Raw genomic sequence first — 15,103 nt, forward strand, 5'->3', positions numbered from 1 at the left:
TCGGGGTCGCGTTACCTGTAGGAGCGACTTCAGTCGCGACCACGCACGTGGACATCCGCGTCGCGGCTGAAGCCGCTCCTACAAGAGCTCCAGCGCCTTGGCCAGGCGCTTGGCCGACACCGGCTCGGCGGTCTTCAATTCCTGCGCGAACAGCGACACGCGCCATTCCTCGATCAGCCAGCGCAGTTCGGCCAGCGCCTGCGCATCGGTGCCGGCAGCGCGGTGTTGCAGGTACGCGCGCCAGTACGGCAGCACCTGCAGCATGCGTTGCTGGTCCCTGGCCGGGTCCTGGCGCAGGCGTTCGGCGCGCAGCCGCATGCCTTTGAGATAGCGCGGGTAGTGGGCCAGCCGCTCCGGCGACAGCTCGCGCAGGAAACCGGGCGTGAGCAAGGCATCGAATTGCTCGTGCAGGTCGTCGTAGCTGGCGCGGGCAAAACCCATCAGCGGCGGCTGCAGCCAGGGTTTCAGGTCGGCTTGTGCCTCGATGATCGGCTCGGCCAGTTTCAGGCGTTCCACCGCGGCACCGAACAGCTCGCGCGACAGCTGCGTGCGCAGCTTCTCGAAATCGCCCGCGGTGCGCGCATCCAGTGCGTGGCGCGCCAGCAGGTCGGCGAAGCCGCCTTCCGCCAGATCCTCGCGCAGGCTGTCGATGCTGCCCAGCGGGGTGTACTTCAGCGACAGCGGATTGGCGATCGGCAAGCGCCGGCGCGCCTGTTTCGTCTCGCTCGCCAGGGCGTTGCGCAGCAGGCGCACCACGCCCTGCACATGCGCGGCGCGCGCCTCGTCGCTGCGCTCGAACACGCGCAGCGCCACCGTCTCGCCCAGGTCGACCAGCGCCGGGAACGCCGCCAGGCCGCCCTCGGAGCGTACCTGCGCGGGGATTTCCTCGAAATCCCAGCTGGCCACGTCTTCGCGGGTCAGCTCGATATCGGTCTTGCGCGAGAACGCCTCGCGCGCCTGGCCTTCCCATTGCCCGCGCAAGGCGGCCAGGTCGCGGCCGCTGGCCAGCGTCTTGCCGCGCTCGTCGTGCAGGCGATAGCGCATCAGGAAATGCACCGGCAGCTCCACTGCGGCGAAGGCTTGCGCCTCGATGTCGACGCCGGTGGTGCGTTTCAGGAAAGCGGCCAGCACGTTCGCCAGCGGTTCGTCGCGTGGCGTTTCGGCCTCGACGAAGGCGCGGGCGAAATCCGGCGCGGGCACGAAATTGCGGCGCAGGGTCTTCGGCAGGCCACGGATCAGCTCGGCCACTTTCTCGGTGAGCAGGCCCGGCACCAGCCATTCGCAACGCGCGGCCGGCAGCGCGTTCAGCATCGCCAGCGGCAGCTGCAGGGTGACGCCATCGGCCTCGTCGCCCGGCACGAAGCGGTATTCGAGCTTGTAGCGCTGCGGCCGAACGTCCAGCCACGCCGGAAACGCCTTCGCATCCAGCCCCACGCCGCCGGCCATCACGTCATCCAGCGACCAGCGCAGCGCCGCCTGCTCGGCGGGTCGCGCCTTGCGATACCAGGCATCCAGCGCGCGGCTGCTGGCAATGTCCTGCGGCAGCTTGCCCTCGAAGAACGCCACCAGGTCGTCCTCATGGCGGATCAGGCCTTCGCGCCGCTGCTTCGCCTCGATGCCCTGCGCCTCTTCCAGCACGCGCTGGTTGGCGCGGACGAAGTCCGCCTTGGCATCGATGTCGCCCCGCACCAGCGCCTCACGCAGGAAGATCGCGTGCGCCAGGGCCGGGTCCTGGCGCTGGAACGTCACCGGCCGCTTCTCCACCAGCACCAGCCCGAACAGGCTCACCTGCTCGTACGCCACCACGCAGCCGCGCTTTCTCGACCAGTGTGCCTCGCGGCAACTGCTGCGCAGCAGGTGCGCGGCCTGCTGCTCGATCCACAGCGGCTCCACCCGCGCATTCGTCATGCCCCACACACGGCCGCCCACGTCCAGGATCTGCGCGCTGAAGATCCAGTTCGGCGACGTCTTGGCCAATGCCGAACCCGGGAAGACCTGGAACTTGCGCTCGCGGGCGCTCTGGTAGATGCCTTTTTCGTCCTTGCGGCCAACCTGGGTGGGCAGGCCGGCGAGCAGGGAGCGGTGCACCGATTCATAGAGGCGCTCGGCCTCGCTCTCGCTCCCTCCCCTGTTCACAGGGGAGGGCTGGGGAGGGGTTCGCTTTTGATCTTGTGCCACAGCAGAGCGAAGAGCTTTACCCCCTCCCAACCTCCCCCTGCCAGCAGGGGGAGGAGCAGAGCGTGCTTCGTCGCGAGTAGGAATCTGCGCATCCAGCTTCCACCCCAGCTCGGCCACCACCAGCAGCAACTGCCGATGCAGTTCCCGCCACTCGCGCATGCGCATGAAACTCAGGAAATGCCGCGAGCACCAGTCGCGCAGTTTCGACTGGGTCAGCTCCTCGTGCGCGTCGTGATAGGCGCGCCACAGGTTCAGCACGCCGATGAAATCGGACTTGGGATCGGCGAACAGCGCATGCGCGGTATCGGCCTGCTGGCGCGCGTCGGCGGGGCGTTCGCGCGGGTCCTGGATGCTGAGGAAGGCCACGACGACCAGCAGCTCGCGCAGGCTGTGCAGCTTTTCGCCCTCCACCAGCATGCGCGCCAGTTGCACGTCGATCGGCAGCCGCGCCAGGGTGTGGCCGATGGCGGTGAGCTTGCGCGCGTCGTCGATCGCGGCGATCTCCGCCAACCGGCGATAGCCGTCGGCCACCACGCGGGGGTCGGGTGTGTCGAGAAACGGGAACTGCTCCACGTCGCCCAGCTTCAGCGCCAGCATGCGCAGGATCACGTTGGCCAGCGAAGAGCGCAGCAGCTCCGGATCGGTGAACGCGGCGCGGCCGGCGAAATCCGCCTCGTCGTACAGCCGGTAGCAGATGCCCGGCCCGACGCGGCCGCAGCGGCCCTTGCGCTGGTCGGCGGCGGCTTGCGAGATCGGCTCCACATGCAGCCGCTCCAGCTGGCTGCGCTGGCTGTAGCGCTTGACACGCGCGGTGCCGGTGTCGATCACGTAGCGGATGCGCGGCACGGTGAGCGAGGTTTCGGCCACGTTGGTGGCCAGTACCACGCGGCGCTTGATGCCGGGCTTGAACACGCGGTCTTGGTCGCCGGCGGAAAGCCGCGCGTACAGCGGCAGGATTTCCGTCTCGCGGTACTGGCGGCGCGACAGCAGCTGGTGCGCGTCGCGGATCTCGCGCTCGCCGGGCAGGAACACCAGCACGTCGCCGCGCGGATCGTCGTGGGTGATCTCGTCCAGCACGCTGGCGATGTGCTCGGCGCTGCCTTGCTGCATCGAGGCTTTTTGTAGGAGCGGCTTCAGCCGCGACGCGGCGCCGGTCGCGGCTGAAGCCGCTCCTACAGGGTCCAGCGGCCGCCAGCGGGTTTCCACCGGATACGCGCGCCCTTCCACTTCCACCACCGGCGCGCCGCCGAAATGCTCGGCAAAGCGGGCGGTGTCGATGGTGGCCGAGGTGACGATGATCTTCAGCTGTGGCCGCTTTGCCGCCAGCTGCTTCAGGTAGCCCAGCAGGAAGTCGATGTTGAGGCTGCGCTCGTGCGCCTCGTCGATGATCAGCGTGTCGTACGCGGAGAGCCACGGATCGCCCTGGGTTTCGGCCAGCAAAATGCCGTCGGTCATGAACTTGATCAGGCTGCGCTCGGACACCTGGTCGTTGAAACGCACCTGGAAACCCACGATGTCGCCCACCGGCGTGCCCAGCTCCTCGGCCACGCGGCGCGCCACCGAACGGGCGGCCAGACGGCGCGGCTGGGTGCAGCCGATCATGCCGGCCTCGCCGCGGCCGGCGGCCAGGCACAGCTTGGGCAGCTGGGTGGTCTTGCCCGAGCCGGTCTCGCCGGCGATCACCACCACCTGGTGCTCGCGGATCAGCTTGACGATGTCGTCGCCGCGGGCGCTGATCGGCAGCGATTCGTCCAGCCGGATGGCCGGCCTGGCGGCGACGCGGGCGCGGCGTTTTGCCGCCGACCGCTCGATATCCGCGCGCAGCGCCGCCACCTTGTTCTCGTCGGGCCGGCGCGACAGTGTGCGCCAGCGGCCCAGCAGACGACCGAAGTCGCGGCTGGTCACCGTGTCCAGCTGCCGGCGCAGCTGGCGCAGGCCGGGATCGGCGGATTCGGAAGCGGGCGGGTCGGAGGCGTTCATCGAACCGCGCATGATAACTGCTGGCGGCGGCCTGATAGCTGAAAGCTATCGGCGGCATGCAAAGGTTTCATTTCACCAACAGCGGTGGGCCCGCTACTGTGGGTCCATCGCATTCATCACCAGGAAGGAGCAGCACATGGCCATTTCCATCGGTATCGCCAAGAAGGATCGCGAAACGGTCGCCAAGCATCTCTCCAAGCTGCTGGCCGACACGTATTCGCTGTACCTGAAAACCCACAGCTTCCACTGGAACGTCACCGGCCCCCAGTTCACCAGCCTGCACGCGATGTTCGAGACGCAGTACAACGAACTGTGGCTGGCCGCCGACGAGGTGGCCGAGCGCATCCGCACGCTGGACGTGTTCGCGCCCGGTTCCTACAGCCAGTTCGGCAAGCTCTCCTCGATCAAGGAGGAGGCCGGCGTGCCGGAGTGGAAGGAGATGGTGAACCAGCTGGTGGAAGGCCACGAGATCGCCGCCGCCACCGCCCGCGAGACGATCAAGGCCGCCGATGCGGCCGGCGACGAAGGCACCGCGGACATGGTCACCGGCCGCCTGAAGGAACACGAGAAAACCGCCTGGATGCTGCGCTCGCTGCTGCGTTGAGCTTTCCGCGCTTCCACAAAAAAAACCCGGCGTGATGCCGGGTTTTTTGTTCTTCAAAGCTGCCGCGTCACGCAGCAATCGGGCGTGTTCACCTTGATCGGCACCACCGCCGGCTTGGCCACGCTGGCGCCCGCAGCGGGCACGGCATGCTGCATGGCCGGCGGCGGCAACACGTAGCGCTGGTTGAAGTAGGCCCAGCTCGGCCATAGCGCGTGCGCCAGCGCCAGCTTGTCCAGCGTCGGGTCCAGCGGCACCGGGGTGAGCGTTTCGGCGCCGACGTCGTAGTGGAACTGCTTCGCGCCCTGGTGCGGCTGCAGCACCACCAGCTGGTCGTATTTCAGGTAACCGTAGTTGTCGCCGTACTGCATGATCGCGCGGTCGGGATAGCGCCGCGTGAGGTCGGCGCCCAGCATCGGGTGCACGCTGCTGATGCCGATCAGCGACAGCAACGTGGGCGCCAGGTCGATCTGGCTGACGATGTGCTCGTCGCGCTGCACCGGCACGCCCGCACCAAGGATCAACGCGGGAATGTGGAAATGCCGCACCGGCACCAGGCTGGCGCCGAACACGCGGGCGTCGTGGTCGGCCACGATCAGGAACACGGTGTGATCCCAGTACGGTGATTTCTTCGCCCGCTCGAAGAACTGCCCGATCGCCCAGTCGGCATAACGCACGGTGTTCTGCACGCTGGCCGCCGGCTCCGTGGGCTTGATGCGACCGGCCGGGTATTCCCACGGCGTGTGGTTGGAGACGCTGAAGGCCAGGGTGAAGCTGGGCTTGTCGCCGTCCTGCATCAGTCGGTGGTGCAGCTCGTTGAACATGTCCTCGTCGGAGGCGCCCCACGAACCGACGAACGTGGGCTTGACCTCGAACTTCGGCTGGTCGATCACCTCGTCGAAACCGTTGCCCAGGAAAAACGATTTCATGTTGTCGAAGTGCGCCTCGCCGCCGTAGATGAAGCGCGAGTGGTAGCCGAATTCGCCCAGCAGCCCGGCGATGGTGAAGAACCCGCGCTGGCTGCGCGGCAGCTTCAGCACCGCTTCGGCCGGCGTGGGCAGGAAGCCGGTGTTGACCGCCTCCAGCCCGCGCACCGAACGGGTGCCGGTGGCGTAGGTGCGCGCCAGCAGCCAGCCCTGTTTGGCCAGCGCATCGAACTGCGGCGACAGCTGCTGCCCGCCCAGCGTACCGATGAACTGCGCGCCCAGGCTCTCCTCCATGATGATCACCAGGTTCAGCGGCTTGGCCGGTTTCGCGCTGGCCTGCTGGCGATGCATGCTGGGGTATTTCGGGTCGAGCATGGGGCCATTGAGGCCCGCCGCCTCGCGCACGATGTGCTGCATCTCCGCCTCGGGCATCTTGCCGTACACGGCCGCGGCGGAGCGCTCGTTGCTCATGCCGCGGATCGCGTTGGCCACGTTGTAGAGCGAGTTGAGCGGCAGCGTATTGACCATGCTGTCGTCGCTGAAGGCCACCATCGACGCGTTGAGCGGACGGTGCTCCAGCGTGCCGCGTCCCACCAGAAACAGCACCGCAAACGCCACCGCCGTCACCACCGGCCGCCAGACCAGTTTCATGCGCGCATCAACCGGCTGCGTGCGCAGCCAGCGAAAGCCCCACCAGCCCAGCACGCCCAGCACGAGCAAGCCGAAGAACAGCACGCCCTTGTAGCCGTGCCACAACATCGCCGACACCTCGTGCGGGTTGTTGAGGTACTCGATGTAGAGGCGGTTGGGTCGGGTGTCGTATTCCAGGATGAACTGCGGCGTGGACACTTCCAGCAAGACGAACAGCAGCCACCACAGGCGGTACCACCACGCGGTGATGCGCGTGGGCCAGGCCAGATGGCCCAGCCATGGCGACAGCAGGATGGGAAACGCGCAGATCATCGCCAGGAAGCTGAGGTCGATGCGCCAGCCGCCGAACAGGATCGGCCACAGCCCACCCGCCGGTTGCACCCGCGACCACAACCACACCGACAGGCCCAGCCGGCTCAGCGTCAGCAGGACCATGGTGGCGACGAAAAAGCGCCAGGAAAGGCGTCGCATACCGATCTCCGATGGAAGTCGCAGCACGAGCCGCCGGCCCCGCCTCGACGAAGCCCCGCAGTCTACTGCAGGCTTCTTGGGTATTCCTGATGCGATCGGACCAAGGCTATCGCACAATGGCCGTCTTGCCGCGGCGGAAATACCACGCATGCTCCAGCTCAGTCAGGCCACGCCGATCACCACCGGCAGGCATCGGCACATCTACCAGCACCCGGATCAGCCCGATCAACTGATCAAGGTGATGCGAACAGACCTGCCCGGGAAATCGCCGACGCGAGGTTTTCGATTGACCTCCAGGACCGGCCCGTATCGTGGTTATGTGCGCGAATTCAAGGAATACCTCGCCTCGCGCCATGCCGATCCGGGGCCATCGCCCCTGGCACCGGTGATCGGACTGGTCGACACCGACCTTGGCCTGGGCCTGGTGGTGCAAAAGATCAGCGGCGCCGATGGCGGTTTGGCGCCCACGCTGATCAGCCTGATTCGCCGCGATGGCCTCACCCCGGAGCTGCAGCAGGCGCTGGACGCCTTGCTGGCTGCGCTGCTGCGTCACGACGTCATTGCCACCGACCTGCACGCCTACAACATCGTCTATGGCAGCGACGGCAGCTCCGCCCCGCGATTGATGATGATCGATGGCTTCGGCGAGAAGAACATCATCCCGCACCGCTCGATGAGCCGAAGCCACAACGCCGCCCGTACCCGTCGCAAGTTCGAGCGGATGATCAGGCGTTGCCGCGCCGGCGTGGCCTGATCCGTCACGGTCCGGCCGTGCAGCCGGGCTTGACGGCGCTCTGGTTGAAAAGCCACCACGCATTGCGATTGGCCACGCCCAGCCGCACGACCCGCGCCGGGTCCACGCAGGGCCCCAGCGCATCGCTGTCGACCAGGATCCAGCGCCGCCCGGGTGCCTGCGCCTGCCATGCCAGCGCATCGCGCATCTGCTGCGCGGGCGGACGCGAGAAGCCGAACTCCACCGGCGGACGCAGGGCCTGCAGCAGCAGCTCCTCGCGCCATTGCACCAGCGCCAGCTCGCCGTCCGGCCCGATCCGCGCATCCGCGCTGCGCATCAGCGCACGCACCGACTGGTTGTCGTTGAGCAGCGGATAGGTGCTCAGGCACCAGCCCACCCATGCCGCGCCCAGCCCCACCAGCAACGCGAGCACGCCGCGACGGGGACGGAACCACGCGGCCGCCAGCACGAACAGCGCGCCCACGCCGATCGCGCACCACCACAGCGCGGCGCCGCCATCGGGCAGCTCGTAACCGGCGGCGATACGCTGCGCGGCGCGTGGATGAGCCAGCAAGGCCCACGCGCCCGCCGCAAAAAACACCACGCCCATCAGCAGGCCCAAGCCAAACGCCGCCCGCGAAAACCAGCGTTTGGCCAGCAAGCCATCCACGAACGGCGCCATCGCCAGCACCACCATCGGCAGCGCCGGCAGCAGGTAGATCTCGCGCTTGCCGGAGGGAATGCTGAAAAACAGCAATGCCAGCAACCACCACGCCAGCGGCAGCAGCACGCGCGCCTCACGCGCGCGCAGCGCATCGCGCCACGCCGGCAGCAGCAAGGGGATCAACAGGCAGACCGGAAACCAGTCGCGCGCCATCACCAGCGCGAAGAACCAGAACGGCTCCGCATGCGCCCAGGAATTGGCGTAGCGCTGGGCAGTCTGGCGAAACAGCAGGTCCTGCACGTAGGCGATGTATTCGGGCGTGCCGAAGCCATAGGCGGTCACCAGCATCGGCACCAGCCACAACCCGATCGGCAGCAGGAACGCCAGCGCCCCGCCGGCCCAGCGCCGGCCGTCGCCGCGGGCCTGGATGACGCCGGGCCAGCGCCGCAACCGGGCAAACAGGTACGGCAGCAGCATCAGCAGCACCAGCACGCCGACGCCCTTGGTGATCACGCCCAGCCCCGCCGCGAAGCAGCCCAACCAGTACGCGCGCCAATCCGGGCCACGCAGGCAGTGCACCAGCAGGCCGGCGTTGCCCGCGGTCACCCAGAACAGCAGCAACGGGTCGATCTGCGCGTGCTTGATCACGTCGACAAACTGGATCGCCGCCAGCAGCAGCACCGCCGCGAACAGGCCGATACGCGCATTCCACAGGCGTCGCCCGGTGCGGTAGACCACCAACAGGCTGCCCATCCCGGCCAGCAGCGAAGGCAGCAGGAAGGCGCCGCGCCAGCCACCGGTGAGCCAGAAGGTAATCGCCTCGCACCACATCAACAGCGGCGGCTTGTCCGAGTACAGCTCGATCCCGCGATGCGGAAACAGCCACTGCCCGGAGGTCAGCATCTGGTGGGCGACCAGCGCAAAGCGCGGCTCGTCGGGCGGCCAGGGGTCGCGCAGCCCGATACCCGCTGCCAGCACCACCAGCGCCACCGCCATGAACCACCAGAACATGCGCCGGGCGCGCGTATCGTCAATCGTCGTCATTCGTCGGTCCGTTCTCTGCGCCGCGACTCCGGGAGCGCGGGCTGCAGTGTGCCATGGCGACGTTAGGATCGGCTTAGGCAGTGCACCGCAGCGCCCGGCGCGCCGGGCTTTCCAATCGCACGCGCACGCGCAACCATGAGCATCCCTGTCCAGAGACGTGAGCCATGAGTGTTTCCGACGACGACGACGATGCAGCCGACATGCTCGACGACATCGGGGAGGCTTCCGTCGAAACGCAGGTCTGGCAGTTGCTGCAGCTGATCAACCCGGGCGACGAGGACACCGCGCTGCAGCAGTTCGACGACTACCGCGAGACCGTGGCGACGCTGGCCGAGGACAGCTACGAGCCGGTGCAGATCGTGGCCCACGTGATCGACTGGCGCTCCGGCTTCCACATCGACGTGGGCGACCCGCGTGCGCTGGTGCAGGTGATCGACGAGCTGTGCGCGCGCTGGAACCTGTCGATCGACTGGAACGGCGACCCGGCCGACGACGACTTCTTCGAGGACATGGACGGCGCCTCGCTGCTGGCCACCGCCTACGACCGCCTGGCCGAGTACGGCTACACGCTGTGGGTCTGGGAAGCCGACGACGACAGCCACGCCGGCTGGATCACGCTGACGCGCGACGCCGAATCCATGCGCGAGCTGGCCACCGCGCTGGGCATCAACCTGCGCCTGGGCAGCGAGGTCAGCTGAGCCGGTCGGTGGCGCTTGCGGCCGGCGCACGGTCGACTGCCCGCCGCTGGTAGAGACGCCGATCCGCCTCGCCCAACCCTTCGGCAAGCGACACGCCGTGGCCGAAACTGGCGGTGCCCATGGTGAACCCGATCGGCGCCGAGGCGCGGTCGGCCTCGAGTTCGCGCGCCACCCGCGCGGTCGCCTCGCCGTCCGCGCCGCGCAGCAACAGCAGGAACTCGTCGCCGCCCAGCCGCACCACCGGGTCGTCGCGGCGGGCGTGGCGGAACAGGAACCTGGCCATTGCCACCAGCACCTCGTCGCCGCGCTGGTGCCCGTACTGGTCGTTGACTTGCTTGAAGTGGTCCAGGTCGATGGCGATGCAACCCCATGCCTCGGACGCGAACGCGTCCGAGAGGTTCTCCAGGTAGCGGCGGTTGAAGCATTTGGTGAGCGGATCGCGGGTGGCCTCGTCCCACAACTTCAGCTCGTGCTGGTAGCGCTCGGTGATGTCGAGCGCGTGCCCCAGCACGTAGGGTTCGTCGCTCTGGTCGTCCAGCACGCTCTGGTATTGCCACACGCGCCGGCTGCCGTCCTTGGCGATCAGTTCCAGCATGCCCGCGTGGCGGTCCTTGGTCATCAACTGCAACAGATAGCTGCGGAACGCAGCATGCCTTTCGGCCGGGATGAAGTCGGTCAGCGGCCGCCCCAGCAGTTCGCCCACCGAATAACCCAGCGACGCCGCCGCGGCGGGGTTCACGGACAGCAACACGCCTTCGTAGTCGTGGGTGCAGATCAGGCCCAGGCTGAACTCGAACAACTTGCGGAAGCGACGGTCGCTGGCTTCCAGCGCCGCCACGACACGCCGGCGGATGGAAATGTCCTTGACCACCCCCACGAGCCGCGCGGGCGCCGGATGCATCTGCGCAAAACCCAGAGTGCGCACCCATATCTTGCGCCCCTTGGCGGTGTGCAGCGGCAACTCCATATCCCAGCTTGCATGCGGATCGAGCATGGCCGTCTTTACGGCCATTTCGATCTTCGTTCTGGCCTCGGGCGGGTAATAGCTGAAGGCCTCGGTGAGCGTGGGGCGGTGGCCGGGCGGCAGGTCATGGATCGCGCAGGTTTCGTTGCTCCAGTCCACCTCCTTGCTATCCAGGTCCAGCGACCAGCGGCCAGCACCCATCAGCTTGTCGGTGCGAGCGACCAGCGCGGCCGCTGCTTTCGCCCTCGCCAAACCCGCTCGGGCCTGGTCCATCTCCACCTGCAACGCAGACTGGCATTGCAGGGTCTGCATGCGCAGCTCCAGTGCTTCCACCACGCTGGCCGCGAGCGCCTCCAGCACCTGGCGCTGTGCCTCGCCGAGCTTGCGCGGAGTGCGGTCGAGAACGCACAACGCACCGACGCGGACACCATCATGCAAGGTCAGCGGTACACCGGCATAAAAGCGGATGCCGGGCTGGCCGGTCACCAGCGGGTTCTCCGCCCAGCGCGGATCGCTGCTGGCGTCGGTGACCTCCATCAGCTCGGGGCCGAGGATGGTCTGCGAGCAAAACGCGATGTCGCGCGGCGTGCCGCGCATGCCGGCGAAACCGATGTTCGCCTTGAACCACTGGTGCTCGCTGTCGATCAGGGTGATCAGCGCGATCGGGGCGCCGGTGGCGACCGCGGCGGCACGGGCCAGCGCGTCGAACACGGCTTCGGCTTCGGTATCCAGCGCCGACAGCGCGCGAAGCCGCTCCGCCTGGGCGCTCTCGGCAGATGGCTGGGGAGTGTTGACCATGCACGAACTCCTTCGAAACTGCGCGTCCACCATGCCATAGGGGAACCCTACGGGGCGTGACTGCGACACCGTTTCGGGGAAAGCTGCCTGGGAATTCGGCATGGCGCGAGCCGCTGTTGGCCGCGCACCGACGCACCGCCTGCGATACCCGCGGCAGACCGGGCCGGTGATAATGGCGCCCCGCCTGCGACCACGACGCCATGCCCGACACGTCCCGCGCCCTGCTCTGCCACCCGATCGCCCACGCGCTCTCGCCTTACACGCAGCGCATCGACGCGCCCCACCAGGCCACGGTGGTGGCGGGCACGGCCACGGCCATGGCGGCCGAGGCGGTGATCGAGTTCGTCGAGGATTTTCCGGCGGCCGCGTTTCGCGACCTGATCGGGTTCGAGCGCATCTGGCTGGTGTTTGCCTTCCATCGCAGCGAGGGCTGGAAGGCCGAAGTGAAACCGCCGCGCGGCGGCGGCAAGCGCAGCGTGCTGGCCACCCGTTCGCCGCACCGGCCCAACGCGATCGGGCTGTCTGCCGTCGAGCTGGTGGCGGTGGAGGAAACGCGGCTGCGGGTGCGTGGCATGGATCTGCTGGACGGCACGCCGATCCTGGACATCAAACCCTACGTGCCCTATGCGGATGCCTTCCCCGACGCGCGTGCCGGCTGGATCGACGCCATCGATGCGGCGCAGGGCCGGCAATCCGCGCCCGGCCCGCGACGCCCGCGCAAGCCGCGGCCGGACGGCGCCTAGGAAGGCCTTTGCTGGTCGTTCCAGCGAACGCTGGAATGACGAGCAGAACCTGGGGTCTCCGCAGCGAATGCAGCCGTGGCCGCTTATTGCCCGTACGCGCTCATCGATGCGGGCCGCGCGGAAACGTCGGTGCCCCAGCGCTTGTCCGGCTGCGCCTGCATGGTGAAGTGCAACGTGCCGCCCGCCAGGATCTCGGCGTGACGCAGGAACGTGCGTGTCAGCGGTTTGCCGTCGAGCGTCACCGCACCCACGTAGGGGTGGGCATCATCCAGCGGCGAGGCGCTGACCGTGAACGTGCGGCCGTTGTCCAGGTGCAAGCTGGCGCGCGCCACGAACGGACGGCCAATCGCATATTCGTCGCTGCCCGGCATCACCGGATAAAAGCCCAGCGCGGTGAACACGTACCAGGCCGACATCTGGCCCAAGTCGTCATTGCCGCTCAGGCCATCCGGCCGCGCCGCGTACTGGCTGTCCATGATCTGCTTCAGCCGCGCCTGCGTCTTCCACGGCGCGCCGGCGTAGTCGTAGAGGTAGGCGATGTGGTGGCTGGGCTCGTTGCCGTGCGCGTACCAGCCGATCAGGCCGGTGATGTCCTCGACGTTCTTGAAATGGGCCGGATCGATCTTCGCGTCGAAAAGCGCATCGAGCTTGTCCACGAATTTCGCGTCGCCGCCCATCGCGGCGATCAACCCGGCCACGTCCTGCGGCACGTACCACGAGTATTGCCAGGCGTTGCCTTCGGTGTAGTCGGTGCCGTAGCCGGCGGCTTCGGGATCGAACGGCTCGCGGAACGTGCCGTCGCTCAGGCGCGCGCGCATGAAACCGGTTTTCGGATCCCACGCGTTCTTCCAGTTGCCGGCGCGTTTTTCGAAAGCGGCCGCAATATCGGTCTCGCCCATGGCCTTCGCCATCTGCGCCAGCGACCAGTCGTCGTAGGCGTATTCCAGCGTCTTGGAGGCGCCCTCGGGTTCCCTGTCGATCGGCACGTAGCCCAGCTTCATGTAGTCGGCCAGGTCGCCGTAGGGGCCGTAGCTGGCGCTGGCCACCATCGCCTGCAGCGCCCCGGCCGCATCGAAACCGCGCACACCCTTGATGTACGCGTCGGCGATCACCGGCACCGCGTGGTAGCCGATCATGCACCACGTCTCCAGCCCCTGGTACGCCCACACCGGCAGGATGCCGAACGGACTGGCCTCGCGCGCGGCGATCAGCGAACGGATGAAAGCGGTGCTGCGCGTCGGATGCAGCAACACCATCAGCGGCTGCTGCGCGCGATACACGTCCCACAGCGTCCAGGTGGAATAGAACTCGAAATCCCTGGCGCGGTGCACCGCATGATCCGGCCCGCGGTAATCGCCGTTGACGTCCATGCTCAGCGTGGGCGACAGCATCGCGTGGTACAGCGCGGTGTAGAACTGCGTTCTGGCGGTTTTCGGCGCATCGATGTCGACCACCGCCAGCGCCTTGGCCCAGGCCGCTTTCGCCTCCGCGCGGCGGGCGTCGAAATCCCAGCCGGCGCCGTCGGTGTCCAGGTTGGCGACCGCGTTGGCCTCGCTCACCGGCGAGATCGCCACCTTCACCTCCAGCGGCTGCCTCAACGCGCCGAAATCGAACACGCCCACCAGTGCGCGACCGTTCTGCGCCTCGTTGTCCACGGGCTGGTTGCCCGGCCCCTTGAAGCCCTTGTAGACGACGTCGGTTTCGCGATCGAGCAAGCGGCGCGACACCATCGGCTGCGAGAAACGCATCGCGAAACACAGCTCGCGCCCCGGCGCCCAGCCGCGCGTGGTGCGGCAGCCGGTGACGGTGCCGTCGCCGTGCACGCGCGCTCTGGCCCACAGCACCTTGCCGGCGTAGTCGTAGATGCTGGGGCGCAGGTCCAGCAATACGTGTGCCGGCTTGTCCGCCGGGAAGGTGTAGCGATGCCAGCCGACCCGGCGCCCCGCGGTGAGTTCGGCACGCACGCCGTAGTCGCTCAACGTCACCGCGTAATAGCCGGCCTGCGCCACCTCGCTGTCGTGCGAGTAGCGCGAGCGGTAGCCGCTGCCCGGCCTGTCCGGATCGCCCGGTTCCAGCCGCACGTCGCCGGCGATCGGCATCAGCAACACGTCGCCCAGGTCCGAATGGCCGGAGCCGGAAAAATGCGTGTGCGAAAAACCCATGATGCTGCGGTCGCCGTATTGGTAGCCGGCCGCCCATTTGTACGCATGCTTGAAGTCGGGCATCGCCGTGTCCGGGCTCAGCTGGATCATGCCGAACGGTACCGTCGCGCCGGGAAACGTGTGACCGTCGCCACCGGTGCCGATGCGCGGATCGACGGCCATCCACGCCGCATCGTTCGCAGGACCGGCATGCACGACGAACCCGTGAAGGCACAGCACCAGCAAGGCCATCCGACATGCGCGGCGGTGCGGAGCAGTGTTGATTCGCGACATGGCGCTCTCGACGATGATGTGAGGATCGGTGGAGGCCAGCGAAAAGCCTCACATCCTGGCTGCCGCCACGTGATGTCCACCGCATCGCGGCAGTGTAATGCGCGGTTGTCGAACGAATGTGCAGCCTCGGCCGCAGTTCGGATGCCGGCTTCCGGTTCCCGCGATGCCGCGAGCCGATCGCCCATCGCATGCACATTCGGCGGCGCGGATCCGTTCG

The 15,103-nt window shown here is 67.7% G+C and carries 9 protein-coding genes; 4 read left to right on the plus strand and 5 right to left on the minus strand.

Annotation, left to right across the window (positions count from 1 at the left end):
• Positions 1-78 precede the first annotated feature (78 nt).
• Positions 79-4,158: an ATP-dependent RNA helicase HrpA gene (gene hrpA, locus ABD017_RS16450; protein WP_343883928.1), complete on the minus strand. Its 4,080-nt coding sequence runs from the start codon at positions 4,156-4,158 to the stop codon at positions 79-81.
• Positions 4,159-4,294: 136 nt separating this feature from the next.
• Here hrpA and ABD017_RS16455 point away from each other — a divergent pair, with 136 nt between their 5' ends.
• Positions 4,295-4,762 (plus strand): Dps family protein, encoded by a 468-nt coding sequence (locus ABD017_RS16455; RefSeq protein WP_343883900.1) that lies wholly within the window; start codon positions 4,295-4,297, stop codon positions 4,760-4,762.
• 53 nt (positions 4,763-4,815) lie between these two features.
• On the opposite strand, the gene ABD017_RS16460 is transcribed toward ABD017_RS16455, so the two are convergent.
• Positions 4,816-6,807 carry an LTA synthase family protein gene (locus tag ABD017_RS16460; RefSeq protein ID WP_343883901.1) on the minus strand — a complete coding sequence of 664 codons (1,992 nt, stop codon included), beginning with the start codon at positions 6,805-6,807 and terminating at the stop codon, positions 4,816-4,818.
• Between the two features lie 148 nt (positions 6,808-6,955).
• Between ABD017_RS16460 and ABD017_RS16465 the strand changes: the two genes are divergently transcribed.
• Entirely contained in the window at positions 6,956-7,561 is a 606-nt protein-coding gene (locus ABD017_RS16465) for a YrbL family protein (protein ID WP_343883903.1), read from the plus strand.
• Positions 7,562-7,565: 4 nt separating this feature from the next.
• Here ABD017_RS16465 and ABD017_RS16470 read toward each other — a convergent pair whose 3' ends face one another.
• Positions 7,566-9,239 carry an ArnT family glycosyltransferase gene (locus tag ABD017_RS16470; protein ID WP_425543761.1) on the minus strand — a complete coding sequence of 558 codons (1,674 nt, stop codon included), beginning with the start codon at positions 9,237-9,239 and terminating at the stop codon, positions 7,566-7,568.
• Positions 9,240-9,412: 173 nt separating this feature from the next.
• Here ABD017_RS16470 and ABD017_RS16475 point away from each other — a divergent pair, with 173 nt between their 5' ends.
• Complete coding sequence (locus ABD017_RS16475; protein ID WP_343883905.1) at positions 9,413-9,946, plus strand: DUF6630 family protein; 534 nt, start codon at positions 9,413-9,415, stop codon at positions 9,944-9,946.
• Here the strand turns inward: ABD017_RS16475 and ABD017_RS16480 are convergent.
• Positions 9,939-11,708, minus strand: a complete 1,770-nt coding sequence (locus ABD017_RS16480; RefSeq protein ID WP_343883906.1) for a sensor domain-containing diguanylate cyclase — start codon at positions 11,706-11,708, stop codon at positions 9,939-9,941. The two genes, ABD017_RS16475 and ABD017_RS16480, sit on opposite strands and share 8 nt — an antisense overlap.
• 200 nt (positions 11,709-11,908) lie before the next feature.
• On the opposite strand from ABD017_RS16480, the gene tsaA reads away from it, so the two are divergent.
• Positions 11,909-12,451 carry a tRNA (N6-threonylcarbamoyladenosine(37)-N6)-methyltransferase TrmO gene (gene tsaA, locus ABD017_RS16485; protein ID WP_343883907.1) on the plus strand — a complete coding sequence of 181 codons (543 nt, stop codon included), beginning with the start codon at positions 11,909-11,911 and terminating at the stop codon, positions 12,449-12,451.
• An 83-nt stretch (positions 12,452-12,534) separates the two neighbouring features.
• Here tsaA and ABD017_RS16490 read toward each other — a convergent pair whose 3' ends face one another.
• On the minus strand, positions 12,535-14,844 hold the full coding sequence (locus tag ABD017_RS16490) for a GH92 family glycosyl hydrolase (protein WP_425543762.1): 2,310 nt from the start codon (positions 14,842-14,844) through the stop codon (positions 12,535-12,537).
• Positions 14,845-15,103: the final 259 nt, after the last annotated feature.

Source organism: Rhodanobacter caeni (genome assembly GCF_039523575.1).
GTDB lineage: Bacteria > Pseudomonadota > Gammaproteobacteria > Xanthomonadales > Rhodanobacteraceae > Rhodanobacter > Rhodanobacter caeni.